Origin of the sequence: Nocardia brasiliensis NBRC 14402, assembly GCF_000308475.2 — a bacterium.
In the GTDB taxonomy this organism is placed as follows: Bacteria; Actinomycetota; Actinomycetes; order Mycobacteriales; family Mycobacteriaceae; genus Nocardia; species Nocardia brasiliensis.
Map to the genome: position 1 here is coordinate 159,813 of NZ_BAFT02000098.1, position 15,290 is coordinate 175,102.

Below are 15,290 nucleotides of genomic sequence, written 5' to 3' on the forward strand. Positions count from 1 at the left end.
TTTCGATACCAGAGAAACACATCGTTTCGGTCCGCTCGACTGGAGATCAACTGGGGAATTCCGACCGGCCCGGAAGAATTTCCGGACGCCGGAACTCTTCGCACGACGGCCCGGGTCGATCCGACCGGTGGAGCTGGGTCGGACGCATCGAAACCGGTCGGATACGCTCCCCCGACACATGTTCAGGCGACGGAGCCGACCGCATCGGCCCGCGATGCGGTGCGCCGATCGGGATGCCTGAAAGGTCTGAGACGAGGAGCGGCGTGACAGAAGCAGCGTTCGACGTGGCCGGGTTGGTCGGGCACCACTACCGGGCCGACGACTACTACGAGGTCGGCCGGGAGAAGATCCGCGAATACGCGCGGGCGGTACAGGATTTCCATCCCGCGCACTGGAGCGAGGACGCGGCCGACGAACTCGGCTACACCGGTCTCGTCGCACCGACCACGTTCATCTCGATCGCGGCCATGCTGGCCAATCGCCGGCTCTTCGAGACCGTCATCACCGGATACGACGGGTTCGTGCAGACCGATCAGGTCTTCGAGATGTATCAGCCGGTGGTCACCGGCGACCGCCTGATCGGCGACGTCGAACTCGAGGCGGTGCGCCGGGTCGCGGGCAAGGATCTGCTCACCGTCAAGAACATCTTCTCCGACCAGTCGGGGCAGGTCATGCAGGTCATGCACACCACCGTGGTCGGGCTCACCGCCGAGGACGTCGCCGAGGGCATCGGCGCGGCGATCGAGCGGGTGATCATGCACGGCATCGAGGTGTTCACCCGGATCAACCCCGGCGACGCCGCGCCGAAGGTCGATCCGGCCGGCGTCCCGGTCGCTTCGATCCCCTCCGAGGTGAGCCGAACCCGGGTGCCGCACACCGCGATTCGTTTCGAAGACCTCACCGTCGGCACCGAACTCCCGGCCCGCACCACCCGGCTCACCCGCGGTGATCTGGTGAACTACGCGGGCGTCGCGGGTGACGCCAACCCGATCCACTGGCACGACGACGTCGCCGCCCTCACGGGGCTCCCCGACGTGATCGCGCACGGGATGCTCACCATGGGGCTGGGCGCGGGGTTCATCACCGGCTGGCTCGGCGACCCGGGCGCGATGACCCGCTACGGCGTCCGCCTCTCGAACTACACCGTCGTCGAGGCCCGCAATGTCGGCACCATCGAGTTCACCGGCCGGGTCAAGTCGCTCGACCCCGAGACCCGCAGCGCGGTCATCGCCATCACTGCGAAGTCCGCGGGCCGCAAGATCTTCGGCCTCGCCACGGCGGACGTCCGCTTCCGCTGACGTTCAGTCGAGCACCACGAGTCGCGTCCCGGGCAGCAGACGCGACGGCGGCAGACCGAACATGGCGTGGAACGTGTCGGTGAGGTGCGACGGGCTGGCGAAGCCGGCTTCGACGGCGGCGGTGGTCAGGTCCGCGCCCTTGGAAACGGCGCGCCCGACCGAGAGGATGCGCGCCCAGAGCCGGTAGCGGCGGAAGCTGGTACCGGACTGGGCGGCGAACAGGTGCAGGAAACGGGAGGTCGAAAGGTGGGCCGCCGCGGCCAGTTCGCCCGCCGAGTTCGCGCCGGCCGGGTGCGCCAGCAGCGCCGCGGCGGCACCCGCGATCCTGGGGTCCACCGCGGATCTACGGGAACCACAGGCCAGTTCGATCGCGGCCACGGGGTCGAACTCCGCGCGCGCGACGAAGGCGAGCAGGTCGTGTTCGTTGCTGTGTGCCAGGCCGATCCCGGCCGTGCTCGCGGTCATTCGGTCCCAGCACGACTTCGCGTGCGGCGACGTCGGATCGATGTAGCAGAACAGCATTTGCGCGCCGCCCGCGACCAGCCGATGCTCCCGCCGCGGCGGAATCAACGCGGTGCGAACGGCTTTCGAGATTCCGTCGACGTGCAGGGTGAACGGCGCGTCGAGGCCGACCGCGAGACAGTGCACCGAGCCGCTGTGCGCGTCGAGCTGTAACGAGGGGCCGCGATAGACCGCGTGGCCGGGCCACAACCACACGGTCGCGGGCGCAAGACAGCTCGTTTCTGGAAGTGGCGCACCGTCCATGATCGCCATGCTTGCACGACTACGACAACGTCGGGAAAGGCGGGCCGGAAATGGGATTCGAGTATGTCGCGCGGGCGGCGCTGGTGGTGATCGGGGTGATCCACCTGCTGCCCGGCACCGTGGCGTTCGCCCCGCGCCGGGCTGCCGCGATGTACGGGACGCGCGCTGGTTCCCGCGACCTGGAGCTGCTGCTGCGACATCGCGCGCTGCTGCTGGCGATGATCGGGGCCGGCACCATCGCCGCCGCGTTCCTCGCGTCGATCCAGGTCGCCGCCATGATCGCGGTCGGCATCAGCATGACCAGCTTTCTCGCACTGGCGATGAGCATCGGGCGGCGCGAACTGAGCGCCGCGACCACACGCGTCTTCCGGATCGACGTGTTCGCGCTCGCCCTGCTCGCCGTGGCGGTACTCGCACTGGCGCTTACCGAATGGGCTGGCTAGCCGGGATCACCTTGCGGCACAAAGATCTTAGCGAGCACCTGCCGGTCGAGCTTGCCGCGGGGCGTGCGCGGCAAACTGTCGAGCACCCGGACCTGCACCGGAATGCTGGGGCTGGGCAACGTCGTGCGCAGATGCCGCCAGATCTCGTCCAGGCTCGGGGCGCTCGCGCCGACGACGATCGCAGCGGCGGGCGCTTCCCCCATCCGGGCGTCGGGGATACCGATACAGGCGGCCTCGGCGACCCCGGGCAGCGCGGTGAGCGCCGCCTCGATGGCGGCGGGCTCCACATTGAGTCCCGCCCGGATCAGCATCTCGCTGTCGCGACCGAAGAGCCGCAGGCGATTTCCCCGCACCGCGCCGCGATCGCCCACCGTCATCCAACCGTCCACCGGGCCGCCGGTGATGCCGTCCGCGGTGAGATAGCCGTCGAAGAGCATGTCGCTGCGCACGAACACCAGGCCGTCCCTGATCTGCGCGTCGACACCGTCGAACAGCTCACCGGCCGAATTCTCGTCGGTGTCACCGAGTCCGCGATCGAACGACACGAAGCTCAACTCGGACGCGCCGTAGAAGTGCACGAGTTCCGCGTTCGGCAGCACCGCCCGCAGCGCCTGCCTGCCGGGACGCGGCCAGCGTGCCGCGGAGGACAGCACCTCCCGGACGCCGGGCAACGGCCCGGCGCCGGAGCGCACCACGTCCCAGGCGATGGTCGGCACCGAATACAGATGGGTCGCACCGTCGTTCAGCGCGGTCATGACCGGCCGCAGGTCCACGGTCGCGCCCCGGGTGAGCGCGTGCAGCGCCCCGTACAGGAAATGGGTATGGTCGAGCACGCCGGGCGCGGCGACCCGGTCACCGGCGCCGATGTCGAAGGTGGCGTCGGAGCGGTCGAGGGTGGTGGCCCACGAATTCTGGTCGCGGACGAACAGTTTCGGCGCGCCGGTGGTGCCGGAGGTGATGCCGACCAGCAATTCCGTGTCCGGGCGCGCTCGGCCCGACGGGCCGGTCCCAGCCAGTTCGGCGGCCGTCCGGACCGGACCGTCGAAGCCCATCTTCCGCAGTCGCCGATGCTGCCCGGCTGCGGCGACCACCGCGCCGGGCCGCGCGAGTGCAAGCACCGTGGCCAGCTGGTCCGGCATCAGGTGCCGGTGCAACAGCACGACACTCACCCCGCTGTGACAGGCCGCCGTCACGACCACCAGCGATTCGACATCCGAGGTCGGCAGCACGGCAACCCGGTGCATGCCGTGCAGTCCGGCCGCGGTGCGGATGACCCGATCCCAGAACTCGCCGTAAGCGACGCGCTCCGGGCCGGATTCGACGGCGATGGCCGCCGGGGCCGCGGCGGCGCGGCGCTCGATCCGCGCGGCGAGCAGCTCACTCATCGTCGACTCCTCTCGCCGCCAATGCCTCGCCCATGGCGTCGGCGGTGCGCAACGCCCGCACCAGCACGGGCGTGGCCAGCGCTGTCATCGACCATTGCAGGCCCCTGGCCCGGCGTGCCTCGGCCACCTCGTGCACGATCCCGGCCAGCAACGGCACGCAGCGGATGGCCAGCGCCAGCAGCAGCCCGATCCGTTCCGGGTCGACGCCGATCCGGCGCAGCGGCCCGAGCGCCCGGGTCACGGTGTCGAGCAGGTCGGTCACGCGGGTGGTGAGCGTGACGAGCGCCGCGAGCGCCACCGAGATCAACAGCACGCCGCACACCACCACCGCCCGCGCCGGTGAGGTGATCAGCACCTGAAAGACGGCGATGATCAACAGCATCCACACCACCGGTCGCAGCTGCGCCACCGCGACGCGCCACGGAATGCGCGCCAGCGCGAACAACCCGGCCACCGCCAGCGCGGCCAGACCGACCTGAATCGGACTGCGCAGCAACACCGTCGCCGCGACGATCGCCGCGATCAGCAGCAGCAGTTTCGCGCCCGCGGGCAGCCGGTGCAGCAGCGAGTCCCCCGGCCGGTACAGCCCGATCATTCGACCAGCGCCCGGTAGGCGGGCACCGCGGCCGCGGGGGTTCCGTCGAACGCCACCAGACCGTCGTCGATCACGATGACCCGCTCGAAACCCTCCAGCAGCGCGAGCTGATGGGTCACCACGATCACCTGCTGGTCCATCGCATCCAGCGCGGCGGCGACCACCCGGGCGTTGCGCAGGTCGAGCAGTGTGGTCGGCTCGTCGGCGATGATCACCTCCGGCCTGCGGATCAGCACCGCGCCGAGCGCGAGCAGTTGTTTCTGCCCGCCGGACAACAGGTGTGAAGGATGATCGGCGTGCTGATCGAGCCGGAAGCGCCCCAGCATCTCCTGGACGCGCGCCGCCACCTCCGCCTTGCTCAGGCCGGACCGGCGCAGCGAGAACGCGAGATCCTCGGCCACCGTGGGCATCACGATCTGGGTGTCCGGATCGGTGAAGACGAAACCGACCTTGCGCCGCACCTGCGCGCCCTTGCGCGCGACGTCGACGCCGTCCACCGTTACCGTGCCCGAAGTCGGCGTGAGCAGACCGTTGATCATGCGGGCCAGCGTCGATTTGCCGGACCCGTTCGCCCCGATGATGCCGACCCGGCGCTCGGTGATGCGCAGATCGATGCCGCGCAACACTTTTCGCTCGCCGAACGCATGCCCGACCCTGTCGAACCGGATCTCACTCACGACTGCGCCTCGCTAGCGCTCGGCCCCGTCGTGCGCGAAGCACGCTGTGACATGGTTCGCTCACTCCGCTCACTCACGACCGCACCTCGCTGACGCTCGGCCCCGTCGTGCGCGAAGCACGCTGTGACATGGTTCGCTCACTCCGCTCACTCACGACCGCACCTCGCTAGCGCTCGGCCCCGTCGTGCGCGAAGCACGCTGTGACATGGTTCGCTCACTCACGACACCCGCTCCACCAGCATCGCGATCCCCTGCCCGCCGCCGATGGCGCACGCCGCCAGGCCCAGGGCCGGACCGTCCGGGCACAGCATCTGACTCGCCAACCGCACCAGCAGGATCGCGCCGGACGCGCCCCAGGGATGACCCATCGCGATCGCTCCGCCCTGCGGGCAGATCGTCGACTCGTCGAGGCCGAGTTCGTCCGACACCGCCAGCACCACCGACGCGAACGCCTCGGTGATCTCGACGATCCCGAGATCGGCGACGCCGACACCGGTGCGCCACAACAGCTTCCGGATCGCGGGCACCGGCCCGAGCCCGGGATGGGCCGGATCGGACCCGGCCACGGCGGATCCGAGGATCCGCAGCGCGGGCAGTCCTGCCGCACCCGCCTCGGTGGTGACCGCGACCACCGCGGCCCCGTCGGAGATCCCGCACGAGTTGCCCGCGGTGGCCGTGCCGTCGGCGCCGAAACTGGGGCGCAGCCGCGCGAGTCGCGCCTCGGTAAGACCCGCCCGAATCCGCTCGTCGCGCCGGACGTCGCCGATCGGTACGAGTTCGGCCGAGAAGTCCGCGGCCGCGGCGGCGCTGTGCGACCGCGCCGCGTAGGCGTCCTGCCGCTCGCGGCTGATCCCGCGCACGCGCGCGAGGTCGTCGGCCGCGGCCCCCATGTCGGGGTCGGGAAAGCCTTGCGGCGCAAAGGGAGCTCGGGTGTAGCGCACCGGTTCGGCGTCCCCGGCCGGCGGCCAGAACCGCCACGGCGCGGTGCTCGCCGACTCGACACCGCCGGCCAGAATCAGCTCGTCGGCACCGCTCTGCACGCGCAACGCCGCCTGCATCACCGCGTCCAGTCCGGACCCGCACTGCCGGTCGACGGTGACGCCGGGGACCTCGGTACCGAAGCCGGCCGCCAGCGCCGCGATCCGGGCCGGATCGCCGCCCGGCCCGAGGCAATTGCCGAGCACGACGTCGTCGATCTCGGCGTCGATCCCGGCCGCGCGCAAGGTCGAGTACACCTCCCGCAGTACGGGCGCGGCGAGCTCGGTCGTGGTCAGGGTGGCGAACCCGTGCCCGGCGTTGCCGATCGGTGTGCGCCGCGGCGCGACGAGGACGGGGCGACGGTTCATGCCAGCAAGTCTTTCAGCTCACCCCGAGCCACCTTGCCACTAGCCGTGCGCGGCAGCGCGGGCAGCGGCACCCAGCGCCGCGGCATCGCCTCTTTCAGCAGCACCCGGCGGGCGTGCGCGCGCACCGCGCCGATGCCCACCTCGCCGTCGAGTTGCACTGCGGCCGTGACGATCTCGCCGAGCACGGCATGCGGTGCACCGATCACCGCGACGGCGGCCACCCCGTCGATCGCGCCGAGCACCCGCTCGACGTCCTCCGCGAGCACGGTGGTGCCGCCCACGTTGATCGCGGACTCGCCCCGGCCCCGCACCGTGAGTTCGCGCTCGGGCCCGAGCTCCGCGAGATCGCCGACGCCGAACCACTCCGGCGCGCCGAGCACCCGATACGGCGTGCGCACGTACAGCAGTCCGGCGCGGATCTCCGCCTCGACACCGTCGAGCAAGCGCAGCGGTTCCGGCACCCGGCGGGCCGCGACGAGCGACACCTCTGCGGAGCCGTAGTACTCGATCAGCTCGAGGCCCGCCGCCGCGGCCCGCGCACCGTCGTCCAGGGCGATCCCCGCGACGATCGCCGTCCGCAGCGCGGGCGCGCGGCCCACCACCTCGCGCAACACCGCGGGCACCGCGTGCACCACCGTGGCGCGCGCCGGATCGTCGGTCACGCAGGCCCCCAGCCACAGCGCGTGCAACGCGGCGAACAGGTGCATGGTCGCGTGCAGCGGGCCGGTAATCAGCACCCGATCCGCGGCGGTGACGCCGGTGATCGCGGTGAACGCCGGGAAGCTGTCGTACCAGGACGCGGCGGTCCTGGCGAGCGGCCGCGGCCGGCCGGTGGAGCCGGAGGTGGTCACCAGCAGAAATGCCGAGGCCGGAAGATCGGTGCGCGCCGGGCGGGCGGCGGGGTTCTCGACGAACACCGGCACGCCGAGCCGCGCGGCCGCGCAGACGCAGATCAGCGCGTCCGGCACGTCTAGCGCCGACGCGTCGTAGCTCGTCGTGCCCGGATGCCGCTCGATCCACTGCTCGATCGCCCGGTCCAGTTCGGCGTAAGTGTAAGTGCGGCCGTCGAATTCGATGGCGGGCCGAGCACCGGAGCCACCGAGCTCCGGATCACGCACGGATCAGCCCGGGGTACGCGCGGTGCACGCCCTTCGCGACGATCGAGGCGACGACGACCTTGGCCAGGTCGCCGGGAATGAACGCGAAGTTGGTCGTGATCGCGTGCCGGACGTCGAGGTCGGTCCGCAGCAGCAGGCCGAGGGTGCCGAACAGATAGATCACCAGGATGCCGCCGAGCGCGTTGATCAGCAGCCCGAGCACGATCGGATACTTCGGCAGAATGCGCGCGGTCAGCAGGCCGATGACCAGCGCGGCGGGAATCCAGCCGACCAGGTATCCGGCGCTCGGCCCCGCCATCGCGGTCAGTCCGGTGCGCCCACCGGACAGCAGCGGCAGCCCGATCATGGTCAGCGCGAGGAAGACCACCACCGCGGCCGTGCCCTTGCGCGCCCCGAGCACCGCGCCCGCAAGGATCACGCCCAGCGTCTGCACCGTGATCGGCACACCGCTGAAGCCGACCGTGATGGCGCCGGGCAGGCCCATCGCCGCGATCAGCGCCGCGAAGACCGCGATCTGCGCCATGTCCCGCGCGGAAATACCGACCCTCGACCTCCGAGGGTCCTCGACACCGTCCACGATTTCCTCCGCTAGCGACTTGAACGACGTTCAAGATAGCAGGCGCCGCACCGCTTCCGGACCCCGCTCCGCCCGCGGTCGCAGGCCGGCTCGCGCAGGCGCAGCGCTCGTGGTCGCAGACTCAGCCGCGCGCGCGGATCCGCGCCTGCACCTCGGGCCTGCGCAGCGGCGGCACCGACTTCGGCGGGACCTTGCGATCGGGCAGTTGATCCAGCAGCCGGGTGGTGATCGCCGCGATCTCGGCGACGGCCGCGTCGACCGCGGGTTTCGTCGTGGCGGAGATGCTGGACAGGCCGCCGACCTTACGCACGTACTGCAATGCCGCGGCCTGGATCTCCTCCGGTGTCGCGGCAGGTTCCAGCCCCCGGAGGGCGGTGATGTTTCGACACATACCCCGAGGCTAATCCGCCCCACCGACACCGCGCGGCCCGAACGCGTCGACCGCCGGGATCCCCGGAATAAGCGCAGGTGGGCAGTAGTGTGACCGACGCACGCACCCGACCTCGCCGGACCCGATCGGAGGCCGAGCTGAACGCGTCACGAGACTGGAGCGACGAACTGGTCGCGTCCACGCAGTGGGTGCTCCTCGCGTCCGCGCTCACCGGCCTGGTCTTCCTGATCGTCGTGACCGTGCTGCTGCGGATCACCACCTGGGGACGGCACTTCCGGCGGACCACCGGCGGGTTCTTCCGCGGTCGGACAGCCTGGCGCACGATCCCGCTCGCCGGGGTGTTGCTGATCATCGCCGTGCTCTCGGTCCGGGTGAAGGTGCTGCTCTCCTATCAGGGCAACGACATGTTCTCGGCCCTGCAGAACGCCGCCGAGGCGCTCGGCCGCGGCGACAGCGCCGCCCTGGCCGACGCCGAGCACGCGTTCTGGCATTCGCTGCTCGTCTTCGCCGTGCTCGGCATCCTCGACGTGGCCCGCACCCAGCTGGACTTCTACCTCGGGCAACGCTTCGAAATCCGGTGGCGCCGTTGGCTGACCGAACGGATGACCAGCGAATGGATCGACGGCCGGGCCTATTACCGCACCCGGTTCATCGATGCGCCGATCGACAACCCGGATCAGCGGATCCAGCACGACGTGACCGAGATGACCGGCCGCGCGCGGTCGTTGTCGCTCGGGGCGGTCACCTCGGTGGTCTCGGTGGTGTCGTTCACCAGAATCCTGTGGGATCTGTCAGGGACGCTGACCCTCTTCGGCGTCGAGATCCCCAAGGCCATGGTGTTTCTGGTCTACCTGTACGTGCTGCTGGTCACCGCGGTCGCCTTCTGGATCGGCCGCCCGCTGATCGGCCTCGGCTTCCGCTACCAGGCGGTGACCGCGAACTTCCGCTACGCCCTGGTCCGGCTGCGCGACAACGCCGAACGGGTGGCGTTCTATCGCGGCGAGCAGACCGAACAGCGGGGCCTGCGCGCGCTTTTCGCCGAAGTACTGCTGGTCTATCGCCGCCTGGTCCGGCTGACCACCCAGTTCATCGGCTGGAACCAGGCCGCCAGCGAGGTGGCCGTGGTGTTCCCCTGGTTGCTGCAGGCCCCGCATTTCTTCAGCGGGACACTGACACTCGGCGACGTGCAGCAGACCGGGACGGCCTTCGGCCAGATCCAAGGCGCGCTGTCGTATTTCCGCAACAGCTACAGCGAGTTCGCGGTGCTGCGGGCCACGCTGCTGCGGCTCGACGGTCTGGTCACGGCGAGCGAGCAGGCCCGGACACTGCCGACGCTGCCGGTCCAGATCACCGCCGACACAGTGGAACTCACCGATATCGAGGTGCGCAAACCGGACGGCACGATCCTGATCGAGGGCCTGAACCTGCGCCTGCGCGCCGGTGACGCGGTAGTCGTCAAAGGACTGTCCGGCAGCGGCAAGACCACCCTGATGCGCGCGCTGGCCGAAATGTGGCCCTACACAGACGGTCTCGTCGGAAAGCCGGAAACCCCCGGCACACTGTTCATCGCCCAGCTGCCGTACCTGCCGCTGGGCCCCTTGCGCGCGGCCGTCACCTATCCCGCCGCGCCGGACAGTGTGCCCGGCAAGGCTGTCGCCGACGCCCTGCACAGGGTTCAACTCGGCCATCTGGCAACAAGATTGGACGAGGACGCCGACTGGTCGAACATCCTGTCCCCCGGTGAGCAACAGCGGCTGGCCTTCGCGCGACTGCTGCTGATCCGGCCGCGGGCCGCGTTCCTGGACGAGGCGACCTCGGCGATGGACGAGGGCCTGGAGTTCGCGCTCTACACCTTGCTCCGCGCCGAGCTGCCCGAGCTGATCCTGGTGAGCACCGCGCATCGCAGCACGGTCGATCAGTATCACGACACCCGGCTGGAGCTGGCCGGCGGCGGCCGCTGGTCCTACGGGTAGGGTCGCCGCCGGCCGGGCGGGTCAGGGCCGGGAACCCGCGCGCGCTCGATCGAACCGGATCAGCGGCAACGCGAGCACCGCCAGCACCGCGCCGATCACGCACACCGAGGTGAGGGCGGCGCCGCGGCCGAGGGGGAGCGCGGCCAGCACCGGGGTGCCGCTGATGCCCAGCTGGAACGCCGAGACGGTGGTGGCGCCCGCGAGGGTGGGCGCGTCCCCCGCGATCGCGAACACCCGGCCGTACAGCGCCGGATTGAGCACGAACGCCGCGACGCCGAGCAGGAACACCACCGGCACCACGATCCAGACCTGGGTCATCGCGAGCGCGAGGACCACCGACAGCAGCACGATCGCCGCCGCCCCCGCGCCGAGGGCCAGGTGCGGGCGCCGATCGGAGATCCGGCCGCCGATCGACAGGCCGAGGAAGGCCCCGACGCCGAACAGCGCGAGCACCGCAGGAATCCAGACGGGCGCGATGCCGGTGTCCGAGGCGAGCATGGCCGCCAGGTAGTTGAACGTGATCATGTACGCCGCCGTGGTCAGGATGGTGATCGCGTAGACGAGCCACAACCGCGGCCTGCGCATCGTGGCCAGCTCCCGTCGCACGCTCGGCACGGTCCCGGCTGCCGTTGTGGCACTGGGTATTCCGAGCAGGCAGCCGAGGATCCCCGCGACCGTCAGCAGCACGACGGCCCAGAACCCACCGCGCCACTCGGTGAAATGACTCAGCAGCGTGCCCGCGGGACCGCCCGCCACCATCGCGACGCTGAGCCCGCTCACCACCACCCCGGACGCCCGGGCGTTGCGGTCCGGGGTGACCAGCCCGATCGCGGTCACCGACGCGACCGCGAAGAAGCCCGCGTACGCGATGCCTGCCACCACCCGGGAGACGAGCAGCACCTCGTACCCGCCCAGCAGGCCCACCGCGATGCTCGCGGCGAACACGCCCTGGGTCACCACCAGCGCGGTGCGCCGCGGCCACCGCAGACTCAGCACCGCGAACGGCGGGCCGCCGCACACGACGCCCAGCGCGAACGCGGTGATGAGCAACCCCGCCGCGGACAGCGACACGTCCAGGTCGAGGGCCGCTTCCGGCAGCACCCCGGCCAGCAGGAACTCCGCGGTCCCCATCGCGAACAGGCTGAAACCCAGTAGATAGACGCCCAGCGGCAGCCGGTCGGTCCGGCCGTCGGTGAGCTGTACGGTGGCGCTCATCGCCGGACTCCCTCGATATGCGCGTCCCGCGCGAATAGCGTTGCCGTATCCGTTGTTCGGTTCATGTCGGATCACCTCCGAGCCGAGCATCGGTCTCACTGCCCGGTATCGGCAAAGGATGTTGCCGATACCGGGACGGATTGGTTTACTCGGCCCCATGGATGATCAACCGAGCGTCGGCGCCGTAATCGAGCAGATCGCGCCGCGCCTACGCCGGGCGCGGGAACGGCAGGGCTTCAGCCTGGCCGACCTGGCCCGCGCCACCGGCCTGTCCACCAGCACGCTCTCGCGGCTGGAATCCGGCCAGCGCAAACCCAGCCTCGAACTGATCGTCCCGGTGACCGTCGCACTCGGCGTCCCGCTCGACGAGATCGTCGTGACGCCGCGCGTCGTCGATCCCCGCGTCCCGCAGCAACCCACCCAGCGCGACGGCCGGGTGCTCGTCCCGCTGTCGCGGCACCAGGCCGAACCGCGCGCCTACAAGATGATCATCCCCGCCGACGATCACGACCCATACCTGCGCACGCACGACGGATACGAGTGGCTCTACGTGCTGCACGGCCGGCTCCGGGTCCGCCTCGCCGAGCACGACTTCCGCATGGGCCCAGGCGAAGCCGCCGAATTCGACTGCCAGATCCCGCACTGGTTCGGCTCCACCGGCACCGGCGCCGTCGAAATCCTCAGTCTCTTCGGCAAACACGGCGAGCGTATCCACACGCGCGCCCGAACCCCCGGCCGCAATTAGTCGCTCGGGCGCCGCCACCACGCCAGGAACTGCGCGAGCGCCGGAGTGTCGGCGTCGCCAATCCACGCCAGCCGGATGGAGATCTGCGGCGGATTCGCGCCGAACGGGATGACGCAGATGTTCTCGTGCGCGATCCGAGTGGCCCGTTTCCGGTCGAGCACGCTGATTCCGGTGCCGGTGGACACCGAATCGAGGACCTGTTCGGCGTCGGATTCCTCCGCGACCAGATTGGGTGCGCGATCGCCCCAGATGTGCGTGACGAGTTCGTCATAGAATTCCGGCCCGGTATGCCGGGACCAGAGCACGATCGGCTCATCGATGATGTCCGCGTTTTCCACGGTGGCGCGTCCGGCCAGCGGATGGTCGCGCGAGACGACCACCGCGGCCTCCTGCATCCCGATCAGATGCGTGTGGATTCGCGGATGCGCGATATTTCCGCGCACGAATGCGACGTCGATCTCACCCGACTCGAGCAGGTCCAGATTCCAGGAAGTCCAGCCGGTAATCGTGGACACCGTGATATCGGGAAACTCTTTGCGAAATGCCCTGATGCGCTGGGAAATATCGCTGTCGGAGCCCGAACGGGTGAACGCGACCTTCAGCTCACCGGTGGTGCCGGAGGCGCGCGCCCGCACACCACGTTCCAACTCGGCGGCCGCGTCGAGCAGTTGCTGCGCGCCTGCCTGTAACGCGACACCCGCCGGGGTCAGCACGAAGGAGCGGCCGTTGCGCGTCAAAAGCTCCACCCCCAACTCCCGCTCCAGCGCCTTGACCTGCTGTGACAGCGCGGGCTGGGTGATGTGCAACGCGTCGGCCGCCCGCCCGAAATGCCGATGCTCGGCGACTGCCAGAAAGTAACGAACCCGGCGCAGATCGTCCACGCGGGTCAGCCTAGCCAGATAAGGAGACCTTATCAATCGGAAGTAAAAACGTATTGGACCGGCCGGTCTCCGTGGCCCAAGACTGTAGCTACCGATCAGTCCACGCCCGCTACCGCGAAAAGGTGTTCCGATGCCTACGACAGTCGCCACCGCCATAGCCGAGAGTCTGCGCGCCAGGGGAATAGCCGAATTCTTCGGGCAGAGCCTGCCCTCGCTGCTGGTTTTGGCCGCCGAGGATCTCGGCATCCGTCAGATCGTCTATCGCACCGAGAACGCGGGGGGCACGATGGCCGACGGTTTCGCTCGGGTATCGCGACATTGCTCGGTGGTCGTGGCGCAGAACGGTCCCGCCGCAACGCTTCTCGTGCCGCCGCTGACCGAGGCCGCCAAGGTATCCATTCCGGTGGTCGCGTTCATCCAGGATGTACCGAGTCCGATTCGCAACAAAAATGCGTTTCAGGAAATTGATCACCAAAGTCTGTTCTCCGGGTGCGCCAAGTGGTTCGACCGGCTCGACGATCCGGATCGGGTGCACGAATACCTCGACGCGGCCTTCCGCGCGGCGACCAGCGGCCGGCCCGGGCCCGCCGTCCTGATGCTGCCCAAGGACATCCTCGATCAGCCCGCTCCCCCGGTGCCGACGAGCCACTACCCGGGACCGCCCGAGTTCCCCCTCGACCGGATCCGCCCGCCCGCGGACGCCGTGCGCGGCGCGGCCGAACTGCTGGCCCGGGCCCGGCGCCCGCTCGTGGTCGCCGGCGGCGGCACGATCGCCTCCGATGCGAGTGCGGCGCTGGCCCGGTTGAGCGAGCTGGCCTCGCTGCCCGTCGCGACCACGCCGATGGGCAAGGGCGCCCTCCCGGACACCGCCGATCTGAGCGTCGGCGTGATCGGCAATTACATGGGCCCACACGGGGTTTCGCACGGGATGCGGGACTGGATCGCCGGTGTCGACGTGGTGCTGTTCGCGGGGTCGCGCACCAACGAGAACGGCACCGACGGCTGGACCCTGTTCCCGGACGACGCCACGTTCATCCACCTCGATATCGATCCGGCCGAGATCGGCCGCAACTATCCGTCACTGCGTCTGGTCGGCGACGTGCGCGCGGGACTGGACGATCTCACCGCGGCGCTGCGCGAGCTCGATCTGAGCGAACGGAGCGCGAGCCGCGCCGCGGTCACCGCGCAGATCGCCCGGTCACGGGCCGCGTTCGAGACCACGACCGCCGCCGTGCGCACCGCGACCAGCGAGCCGCTGCGCCCGGAACGCATCGCGGACGAGATCAGCGCGCTGCTGCCGGACGACGCCATCGTGGTCGCCGACGCCAGCTACTCCTCCATCTGGGTGGCCAACTACATCCGCGCCACCACGCACAGCCAGCGCTTCCTGCTGCCGCGCGGCATGGCCGGGCTGGGCTGGGGGTTGCCGCTGGCGCTCGGCGCCAAGGCCGCGCGGCCGTCCGCGCCCGTGCTGTGCGTGGTCGGCGACGGCGGCTTCGCGCACTGCTGGTCCGAGCTGGAGACCGCGGTGCGGGAGAACCTCGATGTCGTGGTCGTGGTGCTGAACAACGCCATCCTCGGCTTCCAGAAGCACGCCGAGATCGTCCAGTTCGGCAGGCCGACCTCGGCCGTCGAACTGGGTCATGTCGATCACGCCCAAATCGCGACCGCGTGCGGCGCACGCGGTCAAACCATCCACAACGACGTGGAACTGCGCGAGGCCCTGTCCAAGGCGATCGTCGATCCGACGACCACCGTTCTGGACGTCTACACCGATCCCGACGCCTACCCACCCATCACGGGCTGGGATACCGCCCAGGCGTTGACGACTCACCTCGCGCATCAACAGTCCCACTGAAGAAAACGCAACACCTTCGAGAC

Annotated in this window: 15 protein-coding genes; 5 read left to right on the forward strand and 10 right to left on the reverse strand. The window is 70.0% G+C overall.

What is annotated here, in order from left to right; genetic code table 11:
* Window positions 1-263: 263 nt before the first annotated feature.
* Window positions 264-1,298 carry a fused (3R)-hydroxyacyl-ACP dehydratase subunits HadA/HadB gene (locus tag TY25_RS33185; RefSeq protein WP_172595784.1) on the forward strand — a complete coding sequence of 345 codons (1,035 nt, stop codon included), beginning with the start codon at window positions 264-266 and terminating at the stop codon, window positions 1,296-1,298.
* A 3-nt stretch (window positions 1,299-1,301) separates the two neighbouring features.
* On the opposite strand, the gene TY25_RS33190 is transcribed toward TY25_RS33185, so the two are convergent.
* On the reverse strand, window positions 1,302-2,072 hold the full coding sequence (locus TY25_RS33190) for an AraC family transcriptional regulator (protein ID WP_042262894.1): 771 nt from the start codon (window positions 2,070-2,072) through the stop codon (window positions 1,302-1,304).
* 41 nt (window positions 2,073-2,113) lie between these two features.
* Between TY25_RS33190 and TY25_RS33195 the strand changes: the two genes are divergently transcribed.
* Complete coding sequence (locus TY25_RS33195; RefSeq protein WP_042263091.1) at window positions 2,114-2,506, forward strand: hypothetical protein; 393 nt, start codon at window positions 2,114-2,116, stop codon at window positions 2,504-2,506.
* Here TY25_RS33195 and TY25_RS33200 read toward each other — a convergent pair.
* The 7 genes from TY25_RS33200 to TY25_RS33230 all read right to left on the reverse strand — a co-directional run bounded on the left by TY25_RS33200 (window position 2,503) and on the right by TY25_RS33230 (window position 8,595).
* Window positions 2,503-3,891, reverse strand: a complete 1,389-nt coding sequence (locus tag TY25_RS33200; protein WP_042262897.1) for an AMP-binding protein — start codon at window positions 3,889-3,891, stop codon at window positions 2,503-2,505. The two genes, TY25_RS33195 and TY25_RS33200, sit on opposite strands and share 4 nt — an antisense overlap.
* Window positions 3,884-4,486 carry an energy-coupling factor transporter transmembrane component T family protein gene (locus TY25_RS33205; RefSeq protein WP_042262900.1) on the reverse strand — a complete coding sequence of 201 codons (603 nt, stop codon included), beginning with the start codon at window positions 4,484-4,486 and terminating at the stop codon, window positions 3,884-3,886. The genes TY25_RS33200 and TY25_RS33205 overlap by 8 nt, the downstream gene beginning before the upstream one ends.
* Window positions 4,483-5,163, reverse strand: a complete 681-nt coding sequence (locus TY25_RS33210) for an energy-coupling factor ABC transporter ATP-binding protein (RefSeq protein ID WP_042262902.1) — start codon at window positions 5,161-5,163, stop codon at window positions 4,483-4,485. The genes TY25_RS33205 and TY25_RS33210 overlap by 4 nt, the downstream gene beginning before the upstream one ends.
* A gap of 218 nt (window positions 5,164-5,381) precedes the next feature.
* Window positions 5,382-6,509 (reverse strand): thiolase family protein, encoded by a 1,128-nt coding sequence (locus tag TY25_RS33215; protein WP_042262904.1) that lies wholly within the window; start codon window positions 6,507-6,509, stop codon window positions 5,382-5,384.
* Window positions 6,506-7,627: a class I adenylate-forming enzyme family protein gene (locus tag TY25_RS33220; RefSeq protein ID WP_042262905.1), complete on the reverse strand. Its 1,122-nt coding sequence runs from the start codon at window positions 7,625-7,627 to the stop codon at window positions 6,506-6,508. Before TY25_RS33220 ends, TY25_RS33215 begins: the two co-directional genes overlap by 4 nt.
* The gene (locus TY25_RS33225; protein ID WP_172595783.1) at window positions 7,620-8,204 is read right to left on the reverse strand and encodes a biotin transporter BioY; all 585 of its coding nucleotides are present in this window, start codon (window positions 8,202-8,204) and stop codon (window positions 7,620-7,622) included. The genes TY25_RS33220 and TY25_RS33225 overlap by 8 nt, the downstream gene beginning before the upstream one ends.
* A gap of 121 nt (window positions 8,205-8,325) precedes the next feature.
* Window positions 8,326-8,595, reverse strand: a complete 270-nt coding sequence (locus TY25_RS33230; RefSeq protein ID WP_014983676.1) for a DUF2277 domain-containing protein — start codon at window positions 8,593-8,595, stop codon at window positions 8,326-8,328.
* 89 nt (window positions 8,596-8,684) lie between these two features.
* On the opposite strand from TY25_RS33230, the gene TY25_RS33235 reads away from it, so the two are divergent.
* Window positions 8,685-10,568 carry an ABC transporter ATP-binding protein/permease gene (locus TY25_RS33235; RefSeq protein ID WP_088607231.1) on the forward strand — a complete coding sequence of 628 codons (1,884 nt, stop codon included), beginning with the start codon at window positions 8,685-8,687 and terminating at the stop codon, window positions 10,566-10,568.
* A 21-nt stretch (window positions 10,569-10,589) separates the two neighbouring features.
* Here the strand turns inward: TY25_RS33235 and TY25_RS33240 are convergent, their stop codons facing one another.
* Window positions 10,590-11,783 (reverse strand): MFS transporter, encoded by a 1,194-nt coding sequence (locus TY25_RS33240; protein ID WP_042262908.1) that lies wholly within the window; start codon window positions 11,781-11,783, stop codon window positions 10,590-10,592.
* Between the two features lie 157 nt (window positions 11,784-11,940).
* Here TY25_RS33240 and TY25_RS33245 point away from each other — a divergent pair, with 157 nt between their 5' ends.
* Window positions 11,941-12,528, forward strand: a complete 588-nt coding sequence (locus tag TY25_RS33245) for a helix-turn-helix domain-containing protein (protein ID WP_042262910.1) — start codon at window positions 11,941-11,943, stop codon at window positions 12,526-12,528.
* Here the strand turns inward: TY25_RS33245 and TY25_RS33250 are convergent.
* Complete coding sequence (locus TY25_RS33250; RefSeq protein WP_052383363.1) at window positions 12,525-13,409, reverse strand: LysR family transcriptional regulator; 885 nt, start codon at window positions 13,407-13,409, stop codon at window positions 12,525-12,527. The genes TY25_RS33245 and TY25_RS33250 overlap by 4 nt on opposite strands.
* A gap of 130 nt (window positions 13,410-13,539) precedes the next feature.
* On the opposite strand from TY25_RS33250, the gene TY25_RS33255 reads away from it, so the two are divergent.
* Window positions 13,540-15,267 (forward strand): acetolactate synthase catalytic subunit, encoded by a 1,728-nt coding sequence (locus TY25_RS33255; RefSeq protein WP_042262912.1) that lies wholly within the window; start codon window positions 13,540-13,542, stop codon window positions 15,265-15,267.
* The last annotated feature ends 23 nt before the right edge of the window (window positions 15,268-15,290 follow it).